The 14,907-nt window shown below is 72.3% G+C and carries 15 protein-coding genes and 2 pseudogenes; 7 read left to right on the top strand and 10 right to left on the bottom strand.

Annotated features, from left to right (window positions below; all coding sequences use genetic code 11):
- The first annotated feature begins 50 nt into the window (after positions 1-50).
- Both GA0115234_RS11705 and GA0115234_RS11700 read left to right on the top strand, forming a co-directional pair.
- Positions 51-1,091 carry an NAD(P)-dependent alcohol dehydrogenase gene (locus GA0115234_RS11705; protein ID WP_093540837.1) on the top strand — a complete coding sequence of 347 codons (1,041 nt, stop codon included), beginning with the start codon at positions 51-53 and terminating at the stop codon, positions 1,089-1,091.
- A gap of 120 nt (positions 1,092-1,211) precedes the next feature.
- The gene (locus tag GA0115234_RS11700) at positions 1,212-1,535 is read left to right on the top strand and encodes a DUF6191 domain-containing protein (protein WP_093540836.1); all 324 of its coding nucleotides are present in this window, start codon (positions 1,212-1,214) and stop codon (positions 1,533-1,535) included.
- A gap of 34 nt (positions 1,536-1,569) precedes the next feature.
- On the opposite strand, the gene GA0115234_RS11695 is transcribed toward GA0115234_RS11700, so the two are convergent.
- The gene (locus GA0115234_RS11695) at positions 1,570-2,175 is read right to left on the bottom strand and encodes a phosphatase PAP2 family protein (protein ID WP_093540835.1); all 606 of its coding nucleotides are present in this window, start codon (positions 2,173-2,175) and stop codon (positions 1,570-1,572) included.
- A complete protein-coding gene (locus GA0115234_RS11690; protein ID WP_256088709.1) occupies positions 2,175-2,843 on the bottom strand; it encodes a DedA family protein in 669 nt (222 codons plus the stop codon). Before GA0115234_RS11690 ends, GA0115234_RS11695 begins: the two co-directional genes overlap by 1 nt.
- A gap of 255 nt (positions 2,844-3,098) precedes the next feature.
- On the opposite strand from GA0115234_RS11690, the gene GA0115234_RS11685 reads away from it, so the two are divergent.
- Positions 3,099-3,431 carry a BlaI/MecI/CopY family transcriptional regulator gene (locus GA0115234_RS11685; RefSeq protein ID WP_237541299.1) on the top strand — a complete coding sequence of 111 codons (333 nt, stop codon included), beginning with the start codon at positions 3,099-3,101 and terminating at the stop codon, positions 3,429-3,431.
- Positions 3,428-4,372 (top strand): M56 family metallopeptidase, encoded by a 945-nt coding sequence (locus tag GA0115234_RS11680; RefSeq protein ID WP_093540832.1) that lies wholly within the window; start codon positions 3,428-3,430, stop codon positions 4,370-4,372. Before GA0115234_RS11685 ends, GA0115234_RS11680 begins: the two co-directional genes overlap by 4 nt.
- A gap of 54 nt (positions 4,373-4,426) precedes the next feature.
- Here GA0115234_RS11680 and GA0115234_RS11675 read toward each other — a convergent pair whose 3' ends face one another.
- Positions 4,427-4,981, bottom strand: coding sequence for an NUDIX domain-containing protein (locus GA0115234_RS11675; RefSeq protein WP_093540831.1), 555 nt, complete (start codon positions 4,979-4,981; stop codon positions 4,427-4,429).
- A 314-nt stretch (positions 4,982-5,295) separates the two neighbouring features.
- Between GA0115234_RS11675 and GA0115234_RS11670 the strand changes: the two genes are divergently transcribed.
- Entirely contained in the window at positions 5,296-8,727 is a 3,432-nt protein-coding gene (locus GA0115234_RS11670) for a phosphodiester glycosidase family protein (protein WP_093540988.1), read from the top strand.
- A gap of 55 nt (positions 8,728-8,782) precedes the next feature.
- Here the strand turns inward: GA0115234_RS11670 and GA0115234_RS11665 are convergent, their stop codons facing one another.
- The 3 genes from GA0115234_RS11665 to dhaK are packed head-to-tail and all read right to left on the bottom strand — an operon-like array spanning position 8,783 to position 10,843.
- Positions 8,783-9,193 (bottom strand): PTS-dependent dihydroxyacetone kinase phosphotransferase subunit DhaM, encoded by a 411-nt coding sequence (locus GA0115234_RS11665; RefSeq protein ID WP_093540830.1) that lies wholly within the window; start codon positions 9,191-9,193, stop codon positions 8,783-8,785.
- On the bottom strand, positions 9,190-9,804 hold the full coding sequence (dhaL, locus tag GA0115234_RS11660; protein ID WP_093540829.1) for a dihydroxyacetone kinase subunit DhaL: 615 nt from the start codon (positions 9,802-9,804) through the stop codon (positions 9,190-9,192). Before dhaL ends, GA0115234_RS11665 begins: the two co-directional genes overlap by 4 nt.
- Positions 9,805-9,850: 46 nt before the next feature.
- Entirely contained in the window at positions 9,851-10,843 is a 993-nt protein-coding gene (gene dhaK, locus GA0115234_RS11655) for a dihydroxyacetone kinase subunit DhaK (RefSeq protein WP_093540828.1), read from the bottom strand.
- An 843-nt stretch (positions 10,844-11,686) separates the two neighbouring features.
- Here dhaK and GA0115234_RS11645 point away from each other — a divergent pair.
- Both GA0115234_RS11645 and GA0115234_RS43380 read left to right on the top strand, forming a co-directional pair.
- Positions 11,687-12,010 (top strand): hypothetical protein, encoded by a 324-nt coding sequence (locus GA0115234_RS11645; RefSeq protein ID WP_093540826.1) that lies wholly within the window; start codon positions 11,687-11,689, stop codon positions 12,008-12,010.
- Between the two features lie 7 nt (positions 12,011-12,017).
- Positions 12,018-12,511 (top strand): annotated as a pseudogene (locus GA0115234_RS43380) (energy-coupling factor transporter transmembrane protein EcfT); the annotation flags it as partial.
- A 3-nt stretch (positions 12,512-12,514) separates the two neighbouring features.
- Here the strand turns inward: GA0115234_RS43380 and GA0115234_RS42265 are convergent.
- The 4 genes and pseudogenes from GA0115234_RS42265 to GA0115234_RS11625 all read right to left on the bottom strand — a co-directional run bounded on the left by GA0115234_RS42265 (position 12,515) and on the right by GA0115234_RS11625 (position 14,775).
- Positions 12,515-13,243 (bottom strand): hypothetical protein, encoded by a 729-nt coding sequence (locus GA0115234_RS42265; RefSeq protein WP_176729139.1) that lies wholly within the window; start codon positions 13,241-13,243, stop codon positions 12,515-12,517.
- Between the two features lie 122 nt (positions 13,244-13,365).
- A pseudogene (locus tag GA0115234_RS43375) lies at positions 13,366-13,554 on the bottom strand (hypothetical protein); the annotation flags it as partial.
- A complete protein-coding gene (locus GA0115234_RS11630) occupies positions 13,553-13,984 on the bottom strand; it encodes a pyridoxamine 5'-phosphate oxidase family protein (RefSeq protein WP_093540825.1) in 432 nt (143 codons plus the stop codon). The gene GA0115234_RS11630 and the pseudogene GA0115234_RS43375, both read right to left, overlap by 2 nt.
- Positions 13,985-14,124: 140 nt before the next feature.
- Positions 14,125-14,775 carry an antibiotic biosynthesis monooxygenase gene (locus GA0115234_RS11625; protein ID WP_093540824.1) on the bottom strand — a complete coding sequence of 217 codons (651 nt, stop codon included), beginning with the start codon at positions 14,773-14,775 and terminating at the stop codon, positions 14,125-14,127.
- Positions 14,776-14,907: the final 132 nt, after the last annotated feature.

Here is a 14,907-nt window from a genome sequence, read left to right as displayed (position 1 = left end):
CGGGGGGAACGGGGGCGAGTCGAGGAAGCAGCGAACGTGAGGAGAATTCCATGAAGGCCGTTCAGTACCGCACCGTGGGTGCGGCCCCCGAGGTCGTCACCGTGCCCGACCCGCAGCCCGGCCCCGGCCAGGTGCTGCTCAAGGTCATCGCCGCAGGCGTCTGTCACTCCGACATCGCCGTGATGAGCTGGCCCGCGGAGCAGATCCCGTTCCCGCTGCCGCTCACCCTCGGCCATGAGGGCGTGGGCACCGTCGCCGCCCTCGGCGACGGGGTGAACGGGCTCTCGGTCGGCGATCCCGTCGCGGTCTACGGCCCCTGGGGCTGCGGTACGTGCGTCAAGTGCGCCGAAGGCAAGGAGAACTACTGCCTGCGCGCCAAGGAGCTCGGCATCACCCCGCCCGGACTCGGCTCGCCCGGCGCCATGGCCGAGTACATGATCGTGGACGATCCGCGCCACCTGGTGCCGCTCGACGGCCTCGACCCGGTCCAGGCCGTGCCGCTCACCGACGCGGGCCTGACCCCGTACCACGCGATCAAGCGGTCGCTGCACAAGCTGGTGCCGGGCGCCACCGCCGTGGTCATCGGCACCGGCGGCCTCGGCCATGTCGCGATCCAGCTGCTGCGCGCCATGACGGCCGTCCGGGTCATCGCCCTGGACGTCACCGAGGACAAGCTCGCCCTCGCCCGTGCCGTCGGCGCCCACGAGACCGTCCTGTCCGACAAGGCCGCCGCGGCGAGGATCCGGGAACTCACCGGTGGGATCGGGGCACAGGTCGTCCTCGACTTCGTCGGGGCGCCGCCCACCGTCGCCACCGCCGGGGCCGCTGCCGCCATCGACTCCGACGTCACCATCGTCGGCCTCGGCGGCGGTGCGCTGCCGGTCGGCTTCGGCTCCCTGCCCTACAACACCACGGTGACCTCCCCGTACTGGGGATCGCGCGCCGAGCTCGCCGAGGTACTCGACCTCGCCCGCGCCGGTTCGGTCGAGGTCCATGTGGAGACGTACACCCTGGACGAGGCGCCGCTGGCGTACGAGCGACTGCACCACGGCAAGATCAACGGCCGCGCCGTCATCCTCCCCAACGGCTGACCGGCCCCCTTCGCCGGGATCCTCACGCATGGCAGATGCGGGCCGTCGCACGGTGCGACGGCCCGCATTCTCATACCCGCGACCGATGGACACCGCGCCGCCCGCGGTCAGACTGGGCGGATGGAATTCGTCGCGCTGATGACACTGCCCGGACTGGTGATCGGTCTGACCGTCGTCGCCTTCCTCGATCAGCTGATGCTGCGCGCGGGGCGGGCCGGTCTGCTTCCCTGGCGCAACGGCGCGCGGCAGGGGCAGGTGTCGGCGACGGGGTTCGAGCAACTGCACGCGAGCTTCTCGCCCGGGAAGCAGAGCGAGCTGAAGGAGCGCCAGAGTGCCCTGCTGATGCGCGACGACGAGGAGGACGGTGCCCCGCCGCACCGCTCCACCGTCGACCTCGACGGCGGCCGCGCCGTCATCCGCCTGCCCGGCGGCACCACCCGGTAGGGCGCCGCTCCGGCCGCGGCCCGGCCCTCCGGGCTCACCGCGCGGCGACCAAGGGGCGCAGCGGTGTGTCGCGCAGCCGGATCACCGCCGGGGCGCAGCGCCGGGCCGCGATCGTCAGCAGCCAGGCGACGAGCGTGCCGGTCACCAGCCCGATCAGCACATCGTGCGGGTAGTGCACACCGATCCACACCCGGGACGCGGCCATCAGCACGGCGGCGGGCACCGCGATGGCGCCGAGCCGCCGGTCGGTCAGCCAGACCGCCGTCGCCGCGGCCGCCGCGATGGCGGCGTGGTTGCTCGGGAAGGACCAGTCCCCGAGCGCCGGGCACGCCTCCACCGTCACGACATGGAGGGTCTGGCACGGCCGTTGCTCGTGGAAGAGCGACTTCACCAGATCGTTGGCGAGATAGCCGGCCACCACGACGAGCGGGGCGCAGAGCGCCATGGCGGTGCGAACGGGGTCGGCGGCGGAGCGGGAGCGCCACCAGGACGCGAGCATCAGCACGGCGAACAGGGCGAGCCCGTAGTCGGACCAGAGGCGGATGACGGAGTCCAGCGCGGCGGGGGAGCGCTGGGCCAGCTCCGTGATCCAGGTGTACAGGCCACCGTCGATCGAGGTGGCGGTGGAGGCGAGCGGCATCAGCTGTTCTCCCCTTCCGCGGTGCGCCGACCCCGGGAACGGAGCAGTTCGGCGGCGAGCGGGACGAGGGAGACCACGACCACGAGGGCGACGATCGGCAGCAGATAGCGGTCGACGTTCGGCACCGAGGACCCCAGCCCGTACCCCGCGAGGACCAGCCCGACGGTCCAGACCAGCCCGCCGACGGCCTGCCAGAGCGTGAACAGCCGGGCCGGGACGTTGAGCGCCCCGGCCAGCGGGTTGAGCACCGTACGTACGACGGGCACGAAGCGGGCCAGCACGATCGCGCGCGCGTAGCCGTATCTGCCGAGGAGCTCCTCGGCGCGGGCGGCGCCCTCGTGCAACCGCCTGGCGCGGCTGCGGGCGAGCAGGGCCCGGCCGCCCCGTCTGCCGATCCAGTACCCCGCCTGGGCGCCGAGCAGCGCACCGGCCACGGCGGCGATCAGCACCTGCGGCAACGACAGCCGCACCGGACCATGGGTGCCGGACACACAGAGAAGGCCCGCGGTGAACAGCAGGGAATCGCCGGGGAGGAAGAAGCCGACGAGCAGTCCCGTCTCGGCGAAGAGCACGACCGCGATGCCGAGCGCGCCGAACGCTCCGAGCAGTGACCCCGCGTCCAGCAGGTTCACCGCCTGTGGCGCGGACGCCAGTGGGAATACGGACACGGTGGAGGGTCTCCCATAATGGTGAGCGGGCGGCCCGTTGGAACGCCCGGACTGACTACAGTGATGTAGACGGTCTACATCACTGTAGACGCCCGAACGGGGAGGAGAGTTCCCATGTCCCAGGTGAAGGGGATATCGAGCGGAGAACCCGACTCCCGCCCGCACCGCGAACCGGCATCGCGACCGGCGCCGGACACCGCCCCGCAGCCCCCGTCGCGGCCCACCGCCGCATCGGACCGTCGGCCCGCAGGAGAGCTGGAGTCCACGATCCTGGCGGCGCTCTGGGCGGCCGGAACGCCACTCACCCCCGGGCAGGTCCAGGGCGCGCTCGGCACGGAACTCGCCCGCACCACCGTCACGACGATCCTGTCGCGCCTGTACGAGAAGGGCACGGTCGCCCGCACCCGGGCCGGTCGCGGATTCGCCTACACGCCCACCGAGGACGCCCCCGGTCTGACCGCCCGCCGCATGCACAGCGAGCTGCGGAAGCAGGAGGACCGCAGCACCGTCCTGGCCCGGTTCGTCTCGCAGCTCACCGACGAGGACGAGCAACTGCTCCGGGACCTGCTGGACGGGGAGGCCCCATGATCTACGCCGTGTGGGTTCCGCTGCTGATGCCGTTCCTGGCGGTACCCGCCGCCCGCCGACTGGCGGACGCGCTCTCGCCGGTGCGTGCCGTACGGCTGCTCGCCGCGACGGGCGTCGGCCTCGCCCTGTGCAGCGTCCTCGCCCTGGTTCTGCTCGTGGTGCCCGGCGCGACCCGGTTCTCCACGGTCTCCGCCCTCGGCGAACTCGTCCGGCCGCTCTCCGACGCCGCCCCGGCCGCCACCATCCCCCTCGCGGCCGCCGCACTGGCGCTCCTCGTGGGCTGCGCCGCCGCCGTGGCCCGCGCCGCCCGCCGCCACTGGGCGGAGCTGTGCCGGGCCGGGCGGTCCGACGGGCGCGCCGAGGGCGAGCTGGCGGTCCTGCGGGACAGCCGCCCCGACGCCTATGCGCTCCCGGGCCGCCCCGGGACTCCCGGCCGGATCGTCGTCACCACGGGAATGCTGCGCGCCCTCGGTCCCGCCGAGCGCGATGCGCTGCTGGCACACGAACGCGCCCATCTCGAAGGCCGTCACCACCTCTTCCTCGCCGCCGCCGAAGTCGCCGCGCTCTGCCATCCGGCTCTGCGTTCCCTGCGTGGCCCGATGGGCTACGCCCTGGAACGCTGCGCCGACGAGGCGGCCGCCACCGCCGTCGGCGACCGACGCGTCGCCGCGCGGGCCATCGGCCGGGCCGCCCTCGCCGCACGCTCCGCCGAAGGCGTTCCGCAGCCCCGCCCACGCGTGGCGCTCGCCGCCGCGACCGGGCCCGTACCGCGCCGTGTCGCCGCACTGCTCGGCCGGAGCACCGCCCGGCCACGGGTCGGCCGTGCCGCGGCCGCGGTGCTGCTGGCCTGCCTGGTCGTCTCCGGGGCCGCCGCGCTCGACGCGACGAGCGATCTGCACAGCAGCATCGAGGCGGCCCAGGGCGAGAGCCCGCACCACTGACCCCTCCGGCCCCGTCGGTCCCAAGGCCGGTAGCCCGGTCGGCGAACGGCCCGCTCAGGGCCCGTCCCGACCGGGCGTCACCCGCCCGTCGGCCAGGTGTTCCCGCAGCCGGTCGAGGAAGACCCGCTGGCCCGTGACGAGCCGTTCCGCCGCCTCCCGGGGTGTGCACCAGGCGAACTCGTCGACCTCCGGGAACTCCCGCAGCACGCCCGACCTCCTCGGCCACTCCAGGGTGAACGTCCCCGGGACCGCCGAGGCGGCGTCGATATCCGCCTCCAGCGCCCACACCGTCACGGTCTTGCCGCCGGACTGACGTGCCTCGCCCAGCGGCACCCACTCGCCCTCCGGCGCCGGACGGCCGAACTCCTCCTCGAACTCACGGCGCGCGGCGGCCGCGGGCTCCTCCTCGGGGCCGTACTCCCCCTTGGGGATCGACCATGCCGCGCTCCTCCGGCCCGCCCAGAACGGGCCGCCCATGTGCCCGATGAGCACCTCGAAACCGGCCCCGTCGTCCACGGCTCCATCATCCACGGTTCCGTCCGACCGTCCGTCCGGCCGACGGAACAGGAGCAGGCCCGCACTGCGCCTGGCGCGCTTCTGGGATGGCATGCCGTCAAGTCTGCGCCCCGGCCGGGGCGCGGCGCCGCGCACGACACCCCCTTCCCGATGATCATTGCCGTCGTCGAGCCGACGCGTCCTGTTCGCCGCGAGGTTCCCGATGCCCCCTGGTGCGCGGTCGCGCGCGCGGCCATGCTGTCCGCCGACAGCGCCTGTTGCCCGTACCGGGCCGCGCAACCATCGGGATTCCAGGAGGACTTGTGGGCCTTGGCACAGTCGGCAGGACGACTCGACCGCACGGGAGGGCGGCGCGGCGGGACGCGACGGCCACGCGCCCGCTCGTGCTGCTCGCGACGGTGGCCGCCATGACCGTCGGCATGGTCTCTCCCGCACTCGCGGACTCGACCCCCGACCCACGTCCCCGCACCTCCGCCGAGATCCTCAGACCGGTCGCGCCACCACCCGCGAGCAACGCGGCGGGCGCGGCGCCCCGATCGGTCGTGGACGGCGACGGGATCGAGACCGCGCGTGCGGACCGCCCGATCGCCCCCGGGGTCCGCCTCAGCTCGTACGACCGGCTGGAGTCCGACAAGTGGCTGCGTGTCGACAGCCTCTCGGTCGATCTCGCAGGCAGCGGCGTACGCGCCGACTACCTCTCCTCCGGCAAGGTCTCCGAGCGGCACACCGTCTCCGAACTCGCCGCCGCACATGACGCGGGCCGCGGCCGCCGCACCGTCGCCGCGATCAACGCCGACTTCTTCGACATCAACCAGACCGGCGCGCCCGAGGGGATCGGCATCAAGGACGGGGCCACCGTCCAGTCGCCCGCGCCCGGGGTCGACCGGGCCGTCGGCATCGGCCCCGACAGCGCTGGCCGCATCCTGAACCTCTACTTCGAGGGAACGCTCACCCTGCCGGCCGGGCAGCGACCCCTCGACGCGTACAACGCCGCCAATGTGCCGGCCGGCGGGGTCGGCGCGTACACCTCCGCCTGGGGAACCGCCGACCGCGCCCTGACCGTCGACAACGCGACCCCGGTCGCCGAAGCGGCGGTACGTGACGGCAAGGTCGTCTCCGTCTCCCGCACCCCCGGATCGGGGGCCGTCCCCGACGGCACCACCGTCCTGGTCGGACGCGAGGCCGGGGCCGCCGCGCTCGACGCCCTGAAGCCCGGCGACCCGGTGTCCCTGACCTACCGGGCACGCACCGACAGCGGGGCCGTGCCGCGCACCGCCGTCGGCGGCCGGGAACTCCTCGTCGTCGACGGAGTCGCGCAGAACCACGACGGCGAGGGCAACAACACCGCCGCGCCCCGCACCGCCGTCGGGTTCTCCCAGGACGGCCGGACCATGCAGATCCTCACCGTCGACGGACGGCAGGCCGACAGCGGCGGCGTCACCCTCACCGAACTCGCCCTGATGATGCGGCGCGCCGGCTCGTACAGCGCGCTGAACCTCGACGGCGGCGGATCGTCGACCCTCGTCGCCCGCTCACCCGGCAGCGACGCGCTCCGGGTGGAGAACAGCCCCTCCGACGGCAGTGAACGCACCGTTCCCAACGGTCTCGCCCTCACCGCCCCCGACGGCAGCGGACGGCTGAAGGGCTACTGGGTCCAGCCCCGTACCCCCGCCGGCTCCGCCCCGGGCGTCGACCCTGTCAAGGGCGGCCACCCCGACCGGGTCTTCCCCGGCCTCACCCGGCCCCTCAGCGCGACCGGATACGACGAGACGTACGGCCCCGCGCAGGGCACCCCGCGCTGGCACACCGCTCACGGCTCCGTCGGCACGGTCGACGGCGACGGCCTCTTCACCGCGCGCCGCAGCGGCACCACCGACGTACGGGCCGAGCACGGACCGGCGCGCGGGAGCACGTCCCTGACCGTTCTCGACAAGCTGGCCCGGATCGAGCCCACCACCCAGCGGGTGGGCCTCGCCGACGCCGGGGCCACCGGCACCTTCGGCATCGTCGGGCTCGACGCCCACGGCACCAGCGCCCCCGTCGAGCCGCGCGACATCGCGCTCGACTACGACCGCACGCTCTTCGACGTCCGCGACGACGGCCGGGGCTCGTTCACCGTCGCCTCGCGCACCGGTTCCGGCGCCGGACGGATCACGGCGACCGTCGGCGGCACCAGTACCGTCCTCGCCGTCAGCGTCGGTCTCACCGAACAGGCCGTCTCCTCCTTCGACGACGCAGGGGCCTGGAAGTTCAGCCAGGCGCGGGCGGCCGGATCGCTGGAGGCCACGTCCGACGGCCACACCGGCACCGGACTGAGGCTCAGCTACGACTTCACCCGGTCCACCGCGACCCGCGCCGCCTACGCCGCCCCGCCCCAGCCGGTCCCCGTGCCCGGCCAGCCCCAGTCGTTCAAGCTGTGGATCAAGGGCGACGGCCGGGGCGCCTGGCCGACCCTGCACCTCAAGGACGCGGCCGGCTCCGACCAACTGCTGCGCGGACCGTACGTCACCTGGAACGGCTGGCGGCAGGTCACCTTCGACGTGCCGCCGGGAGCCGCCATGCCGCTCTCGGTCTCGCGCTTCTACCTCGCGGAGACCGGCGCGGCCCAGCAGTACACGGGCGAGATCGTGATCGACGACCTCACCGCCCAGGTGCCGCCCACCGTCGAGCTCCCCGAACAGGCCGCGCCCGCCGACCCGCTGATCGACCCGGCGGCCGTGACCGGGCGCCGGGACTGGCGGTTCGCGGTGATGTCCGACGCCCAGTTCGTCGCCCGCGACCCGGACAGCGCGATCGTCGCCCAGGCACGGCGCACCCTGCGCGAGATCAAGGCGGCGGCCCCGGACTTCCTGGTCGTCAACGGGGACCTCGTCGACGAGGGATCGCCCGCGGACCTGGCCTTCGCCCGCCACATCCTCACCGAGGAGCTCGGCGACTCCCTGCCCTGGTACTACGTACCGGGCAACCATGAGGTGATGGGCGGCAGGATCGACAACTTCGTCACCGAATTCGGGCCCGCCCAGCGGACGTTCGACCACAAGGGCACCCGCTTCGTCACGCTCGACACCTCCAGCCTCAGCCTGCGCGGCGGCGGCTTCGCCCAGATCAAGGAGTTCCGCGCCCAGCTGGACGCGGCGGCCGAGGACCGGACCGTCGATTCGCTGATGCTGATCGAGCACGTGCCGCCGCGCGATCCGACCGTGCAGAAGGGCAGCCAGCTCGGGGACCGCAAGGAAGCGGCCCTGGTCGAACAGTGGCTCGCCGACTTCCGCCGTACGACGGGCAAGGGCGCGGCCTTCATCGGCAGCCACGTCGGGGTCTTCCATGCCTCGCACGTCGACGGGGTGCCCTATCTGATCAACGGCAACTCCGGAAAGGCGCCGGCCGGGCCCGCGGACGACGGCGGCTTCACCGGCTGGTCGCTGGTCGGCGCCGACCGCGTCGGCCACGGAGCACAGGCCGCCGCGCGGCAACGGCCGTGGCAGGGCGGGCCCGACTGGGTCTCCGTCCAGACCCGCGCGCACGTGGACGCGCTGCGGATCGACGCGCCCGCGGTGCTCGGCGCCGGAGGCCGTACGAAGGTCACCGCGACGGTCATCCAGGGGACCCGCGACGTCCCGGTCGGCTTCCCGCTCGCCGCGGACTGGACCGGCTCCCCGAACGTCCACATCGGCGACCGGAGCGGTGCCCGCCACCGCCACACGGCGGTCTTCGACCCGGTCACCGGCACCCTCACCGCGCTGCGGCCGGGCGCGGTCACCCTCGCCGTGACGGTCAACGGCACCACCCAGAACGTACGGATCAGGATCGCGGCCGCCGGATCCGCGTCGGCGGCCTGACGGGCCGAAGCGTGCCGCCCCGCACCCACCACACGGTGCGGGGCGGCCCCACCGCCTACAGCTTGCGGTACCTGTACGCCTCCGACGCCGCGGCCTCCACCGCCGCGATGTCGCCGCCCGCCGAAGCGGTGACCACGGCCGCCACGGCGCCCTCCACGAACGGCGCGTCCACCAGCCGGGAGCCGTCCGGCAGCTCGTCGCCCTCGGCCAGCATCGACTTGACGGTGAGCACCGCGCTGCCCAGGTCGACCAGGAGCGCGACACCCGCGCCCGAGTCCACCGACCTGGCTGCCTCGGCGATCAGCTCCGCACTCGTGCCGAGGCCGCCCGCCGGGGTGCCGCCGGCGGCGGCCACCGGGGCGGTGGCGCCGCCCGCGGCAAGGCCCTTGGCCAGCTCGGCGACGGACTCGGCCACCGGGCCGCTGTGCGAGACCAGCACGATCCCCACCTGACCGCCGTCGCTCATGAGCCGCTCCCGTTTGCCGCCGCGGTATCGGCCAGCGCGGCGACCAGCAGGGCCGAGGACGTCGCCCCGGGATCCTGATGCCCGATGCTGCGCTCACCCAGATAGCTCGCCCTGCCCTTGCGGGCCTGCATCGGCACCGTCGCCCGCGCCCCCTCCTCGGCCGCGTCCCGGGCCGCTCCGAACGAGGTGCCGAGCGCCTCGGCGGCCGGCAGCAGCGCGTCGAGCATCGTCTTGTCCCCGGCCTGCGCCCCACCGAGCTGCGCCACGGCCGCGACCCCCGCCCCGAACGCCTCCGTCAACTGCTGCGGGGTCACGGCGGGGGCGTCGCCCAGGGCCTTGCCCGTACGCCGCAGCAGCGTCCCGTACAGCGGGCCGGAGGCACCGCCGACCGTCGAGATCAACTGCCGTCCGGCGAGAGTCAGTACGGCTCCCGGGGTCTGTGGCGGCTCCTTGTCCAGGACCGCGGTCACCGCCGCGAAACCGCGCTGCATGTTGCTGCCGTGATCGGCGTCCCCGATCGCGGAGTCGAGGTCGGTGAGGTGGTCCGCCTCACGGCTCACCAGAGCCGCGGCCGCGGCCATCCAACGGTGGAAGAAGTCGGCGTCGAGCACATGATCTCCTTGTCGCTCCAGCATGACGGGGTGCGGTACGGGCGGATCAACGGCCCCAGCGCAGCGCCGGCGTCTCCACCGGCGCGTCCCAGAGCCGCAGCAGCTCCTCGTCCACCTGGCAGAGCGTCACCGAACAGCCCGCCATGTCGAGCGAGGTCACATAGTTCCCCACGAGCGTACGAGCTGCCACGACGCCCCGCTCGGACAGCACCCGCTGGACCTCGGCATTGAACCCGTACAGCTCCAGCAGCGGTGTCGCGCCCATGCCGTTGACCAGCACGATCACCGGTCCGGTCGGCCGCAGGTCGTCGAGGACGGCGCCCACCGCGAAGTCCGCGATCTCCCGCGAGGTCATCATCGGCCGCCGCTCCCGCCCCGGCTCGCCGTGGATGCCGATCCCCAGCTCCAGCTCACCGGGCGGCAGATCGAACGTGGGGGAGCCCTTGGCCGGTGTGGTGACCGCGCCGAGCGCCACGCCGAAACTCCGCGAGGCCTCGTTGACCTGCCGGGCGACGGCGGTCACCCGCTCCAGCGTCGCGCCCTCGTCGGCCGCGGCCCCGGCGATCTTCTCGACGAAGAGGGTGGCGCCCGTACCCCGCCGCCCCGCCGTGAAGAGACTGTCCGTCACCGCCACGTCGTCATTGACCAGTACCTGGGAGACCTGGAGGCCCTCGTCCTCGGCGAGCTCGGCGGCCATCTCGAAGTTCAGCACGTCACCGGTGTAGTTCTTGACGACGAACAGCACCCCCGCGCCGCTGTCGACCGCGGCCGCGGCCCGCACCATCTGATCCGGCACGGGCGACGTGAACACCTCGCCGGGGCAGGCCGCGGAGAGCATTCCGGGTCCGACGAATCCCGCGTGCAACGGCTCGTGCCCGGAACCGCCGCCGGAGACCAGCGCCACCTTTCCGGCGACCGGGGCGTCGCGGCGGACGACGACACGGTTCTCGACGTCCACGGTCAGCTCGGGGTGGGCGGCGGCCATACCGCGCAGTGCGTCCGCGACAACGGTTTCGGGGACGTTGATCAGCATCCTCACGGGTACCTCCTGGTGAGCTTGGCAGGTAAGTTGTTGAACACGGTTTTCACAGATCAGGATGGGCGGGTCGGATTATTGATCTTGGCGGTTCATGGCGCTTCGGAGTGGTTCCGCGCGGTATTGATGCTGACTCTTTGCTGAGTTTTCTGACGGAGCACCAGGTGGGGTCGGTGAGTGGCGGCCTTTGCGAATGTGCATCATGCCGCAATTATCGACGCGAGGGTGCGGGTGCGCGCCAGTGCGCCACTTGTCGGATGCAGGTGATCCCGCTTCCGCCATGACCGTGTGCCAGGGAGGTGGCTAGTCCGCCCGTTCAACCCCCGAGGACACCGGGCCGGTACTGCTCGGACCGGGGAGGCCACTTCCTGCAGACTGCCGTCCCTTCATGGCCAACCTCGGCGTTTCAGAGGCGGCGTCGGCCGGTGAGCATGGTGAGGGCCCGACGCGGGGTCGGGTTCTCCAAGGTCCTTGAGCCGAGGCGGGCGGGGGCGGCGAGTCGGCTGGCGGGGCGGGGCAGTGTGGTCAGACGGTGGAATGCGGCCGCGAGCTCATGCCTCCAGGGCCGGGTCGCCGATATCCGGAGGTGGAGGCAGTGGCTGCCCCGGGTGATCCAAGCGGCGACGTGCGGGAGCCGGCAGCGTTTTTTTGGGTTCGGCAGGGGCGAGCGGGGGGCGGCACACCCTGGATCGCCGCCAAAGCGTTCCAGGACGCCAAGAGAGCTGGGCGCGGGCATGGTCCGGGACTACCGCGCCGGCAACGGCGAAGACGAGATCATCAATCAGGCCGTCTTGTCAACGAGGGGCGGAAGCTGCTGCACGATGCCTGGACGCGCTGGCGCCGTGGATGCAGGAACCGGACGGCCCGGTCGTCCTCTTCCCCTGCGAGACGAAGGCGGGCGTGATGTCTGTGCACTGGGAGGACAGCGAGGGCGAGGGCGCCCGGAGGCGGCGGCTCGCCGGTCTGGACTCAGCTCTGCGGGGCGCCGGAACCGGCTACCGGAACGGGGATACGAAGACCCCCTTGAGAGAAGAGGATCTGATCCGGAGAGAACGGCTGTTCCTTGAGCTGTACTTCCTCGATGCTCCCGACCTGGTGGACTCCGCTATTCGGTGCGTAGAGCCGATTTCGCAGGTGGGCGGCCGGAAGCGGGTTGATGTTCAGTCCTGAGCCGCAGGTCGTCACCGCCCGCCGCACCGCAGCCCTTTGGGCGCGCGGTTTCGCGTACTACCTGTACCTGGCGCTGACGGTCGTGACGATCCGGGTGGTCTTCCGCGTGGTGTTCGCCACCGGCATCACCCCGCACGAACCATTTCCTCTTATCCCTGCCGCACATCCCCACCCCCGACTGGTACGCGGGCATCCAGCACGGCGGGCCGGTGTCGCTGGAGGCCGTGCTGTCGTCGGCCACCGACGGGCAACGGCTGGCCTGGATGCTGTGCTGCATCGGCGCCGCGAACACCCTCGCCAACCCGAAGCGGGCCTGCGCGTGCTGCCCGGCGCACTGTACGAGCTGGGTGTCGCCGTCACCGTCGCGATCAGCGTTGCCCCCAACTGGTGCAGAGCGTGCAGTGGGTGGCGCGGGTCCGGAAGCTGCGTGCCGGGTGTATGCGGGAACCGCGGGCGCTGCGCGGCATCGGCGTCCCCGTCCTGGAAGACGCGCTGGAACGCGGTTCACTTCACCCGGGGTGCGATGGCCTTCGTCAGTGCCGTGACGTCGGCGAACTTCCCGCCGTCGTTGTCGGAGGTCACGGACAGCAGCCGGTCGCCGACTCGCATGACGACGAGATCCAGGCCGACGTACGCCTTCCGGTCGATCGTGACGCGCACGCCCTCGTCCCCGACACCGTCGACGGCGCTGACGGTGATCGTGACCGGGTTGTTCAACAGCCCCGCCGAATTGGGCTCGTAGGTCGTTCCGCAGACACCTTCCAGCGACCTCAGCCGGCCGAACACCTCCGACGCCTGGCCGGTGGAGTAGGCGCGCACCATGATCCCGACCTCATGGGCGGACGGGTCGGTGACCCCCAGGTTGGCGTACGAGCCCCAGCCGCCGAGGGTCGCCTCCGTACCGCTCCGGACCAGTTGGTCGCAGCCGAAGTTCACCGTCGGGCTGGGATCGGCGGACGGCGGCACCGGCTTCGGGCCGCTGTCGTGCTCCTCGAACACGGTGGAAACCTTCCACCCCTCGGGCAGGGTGCGGTTGGTCGGCAGATAGGTCTTCAGGACCGAACCCGGCACCACGTGCGGGTCGGCGGTCGGCGCAGCGGGTGCCGACGGCGGCGGGCTGTCGGCGGTCGGCGCGGCGGCCTTCGGCTGCTCCTCCGCCTGCGAGCCGCAGCCGACACAGAGAACGGCCGCGCAGACGACCCCGACGAACGCGGAGAATCGAGTGGTACTCATCGACGCCTCGTTTTCATGCTGCACATGAAAACACACTGAGTGACATGTCCACCGCTTGAGCCATGCGTGACTTCGTCAACTCTTCATGTGTGTCCCGCAATTGATATCAGCCGCGCTCCTCATCAGTTGTGGGCATGGCTCCCCTCCCCGGTCGGGGCGAGGTCGTGGAGGCGGGTGATGCCGCGGACTGCGCGGTGGACGCCGTCGCCCTTCGGGCGGCAGACGCGGAGGATCCTCCAGATCTTCATGCGGGCCGAGACGTGCTCGACTCGGGCGCGGACCGTGCGGTGGGAGGTGTTGTGGGCTTCCTCAGACGGAGTAGCTGAGGTCCTTCGCGACCAGGGAGTCCGGTCGCAACCGCAGCCAGACGGTTCCTTGTTCGGCCGGGTCGTCGAGCAGATAGTGCCGGAAGCGGTTGTCCCACTTCGCGTCGTCCGCCCCGAGATACCGGCTGAGCTTGCGTCGGCCCCGAGGCACGTCGAACGGCAGGATCTCGGCCTGCCCGCGGGCGATTACCTGCCTGACCAGACCCGTTCCGACATCACACACGTCAACGACGAGGGCGATCACGGGGTCGGTCCGGACGCGGCTCAGCAGCCTTGCCCAGGGGCCGGTCAGAATCCAGAAGGCCCCTTCCTCCCAGAGGAACCACGTCGACCGCACGGTCGGCCCAGCGGTCGCCACCCGCGCGGTGAGCGGCTGGGCGAGGAAGGCTTCCACGTCGAACTCCCGCTCTGTCATGCTTTGATCATGCCGCTCGTGGGCCTCTGCCGGTCGCGCTCACGCGGTCCCGGCAACCTCATTGCATGTGAATTGATTCACCTCACGCGGGAGTGAATCGCACGCGCCCACTCCCCCGGGGAGGAGGAGGCGAGCAGCGGTCACAGGTCCGGTGCTCGGTGAAGGAGCCCCGTGCCGTTCGCACCGGCACCCGGCCCTGCGACGGCTCCGAGCAGCCGGTAGGGCCGCGCACCGGCAACGTCGTTCGCCTGTGTCACCGGTGCGTAGAGCAGGCCACGCGTACCGTCCTCGCTCACGAACACATGCGCGGTGCCCATGCCCGGGGGCGGAGCCGACCGTAGCCGGCCGGCGGTGGCCTCGGCCCATCGCGTGGCAGGGGGCGTCGGCCCGGTCTCGGCGTGCGCGACCACGATCACGTCGGTCGTGCTGTCGGCGCCGTCCGCCACGACGGTGTGCGCCAACCGGTAGCGGACCAGCCCGGGGCGCCGGATCCCCGGGATCTCGCGGTCGATGCGGCCGACCATCTCGGACCTGTGCTCACGGACGAAGGCGAGGTGGGCCTCGTCGCTCGCCCACTGCGCGACGCTGAGCAGCACACGCCCGTCCGTACTTGCGAAGCAGCTGAGTCGCAGGAAAGCCCCGGGGTGAAACCTGGCCGACAGCTCGTCCCACTCCCCGAGCAGCGCGCGGCCCGCCCGGTCCTGCAGGTCCGGCCCGTCCACGAGCCACTCGCTGATCAGCGTGGTCCCGGCGTCGGGCCGGGCCAGATCCGGGAGCTGAGGTATTGTCACACGAACCTCCTGTTGTCGCCGTGTGTTCAGCAGCATCGAACATCAAGCGTGGTTGAGGTCAAGTCGCGGCCCGTAAACCGAGTTGTCGCCTCTGCCTCGCCACCTCACCGCGGACGCGCTCCAATCGGCTCC

The organism is Streptomyces sp. DvalAA-43, assembly GCF_900091725.1.
GTDB classification, from domain to species: Bacteria; Actinomycetota; Actinomycetes; order Streptomycetales; family Streptomycetaceae; genus Streptomyces; species Streptomyces pulveraceus.
Note: the sequence above shows the minus strand (reverse complement) of the source record. Positions and strands in the feature narration are given on the sequence as shown.

What these genes read in the sequence shown, in the direction of transcription:
- GA0115234_RS11675 (WP_093540831.1), bottom strand. Translation starts at nt 4,981, where the DNA reads ATGCCATCCCAGAAGCGCGCCAGGCGCAGTGCGGGCCTGCTCCTGTTC.
- GA0115234_RS11645 (WP_093540826.1), top strand. Translation starts at nt 11,687, where the DNA reads ATGCAGGAACCGGACGGCCCGGTCGTCCTCTTCCCCTGCGAGACGAAG.
- GA0115234_RS11670 (WP_093540988.1), top strand. Translation starts at nt 5,296, where the DNA reads ATGACCGTCGGCATGGTCTCTCCCGCACTCGCGGACTCGACCCCCGAC.
- GA0115234_RS11705 (WP_093540837.1), top strand. Translation starts at nt 51, where the DNA reads ATGAAGGCCGTTCAGTACCGCACCGTGGGTGCGGCCCCCGAGGTCGTC.
- GA0115234_RS11695 (WP_093540835.1), bottom strand. Translation starts at nt 2,175, where the DNA reads ATGCCGCTCGCCTCCACCGCCACCTCGATCGACGGTGGCCTGTACACC.
- GA0115234_RS11700 (WP_093540836.1), top strand. Translation starts at nt 1,212, where the DNA reads ATGGAATTCGTCGCGCTGATGACACTGCCCGGACTGGTGATCGGTCTG.
- GA0115234_RS11665 (WP_093540830.1), bottom strand. Translation starts at nt 9,193, where the DNA reads ATGAGCGACGGCGGTCAGGTGGGGATCGTGCTGGTCTCGCACAGCGGC.
- GA0115234_RS42265 (WP_176729139.1), bottom strand. Translation starts at nt 13,243, where the DNA reads ATGAGTACCACTCGATTCTCCGCGTTCGTCGGGGTCGTCTGCGCGGCC.
- GA0115234_RS11630 (WP_093540825.1), bottom strand. Translation starts at nt 13,984, where the DNA reads ATGACAGAGCGGGAGTTCGACGTGGAAGCCTTCCTCGCCCAGCCGCTC.
- GA0115234_RS11680 (WP_093540832.1), top strand. Translation starts at nt 3,428, where the DNA reads ATGATCTACGCCGTGTGGGTTCCGCTGCTGATGCCGTTCCTGGCGGTA.